This window comes from Pedobacter sp. 05L430 (genome assembly GCF_056397585.1).
Genome location: NZ_JBFTNT010000615.1, coordinates 1 through 590 on the forward strand (window position 1 = coordinate 1; position 590 = coordinate 590).

At 40.2% G+C, this 590-nt stretch carries 1 pseudogene; it reads right to left on the reverse strand.

The features are described 5' to 3' along the window. Window positions 1-590, reverse strand: a pseudogene (locus AC1DG9_RS27635) (hypothetical protein); the annotation flags it as partial.

Sequence of the window (590 nt, forward strand, 5' to 3'; positions counted from 1 at the left end):
TACAGCTATAGCATCCTGTGCACTTTTATATTTATAAACCAGGTGATCGGGATGATATTCGGTCAGTTGAATCTTTGCAGTAGTATCAGTTAAAGATTTTGCATCGCCAATTTGAGATTTAAAAGTCTCATCAACTATTGCCGTTGTTTTCGGGTCAAAGCTGGTAATGGCTTTCATCTCTTCATCCGCATTTTTAACGTAGCTCACATTGCTGATGAACCAAGCATTTCCCAAAGCTGTCTTTCTTTCTATGGCCTGAGGCGTCGGACTAGCCTTATCGGCCATAATCACGTATTTGGTATTTAGCATATCCAATACGGGCTCATTTATCTTCTCGCTAAATTGTGCCGTTATCAATTCGTCGTAACGCTGCAGCCTTGCAGAGTGCCTTCCTCCTACCGATTTGTGGAAATACGAAGCCGACGCATCAAAGAAAGGATTACCTTTTGTAAAATCTATAACCCTATAATCAAGTGTTTTATCATTTAAGATCTGAAGATCAGCTGCAGTAGCCTGGTAATTTTGATCCAGCACAGATTTATCATAGAAGTTGCTGTTGTTCAGGTATCTTTTGTCTACACCCCACATAT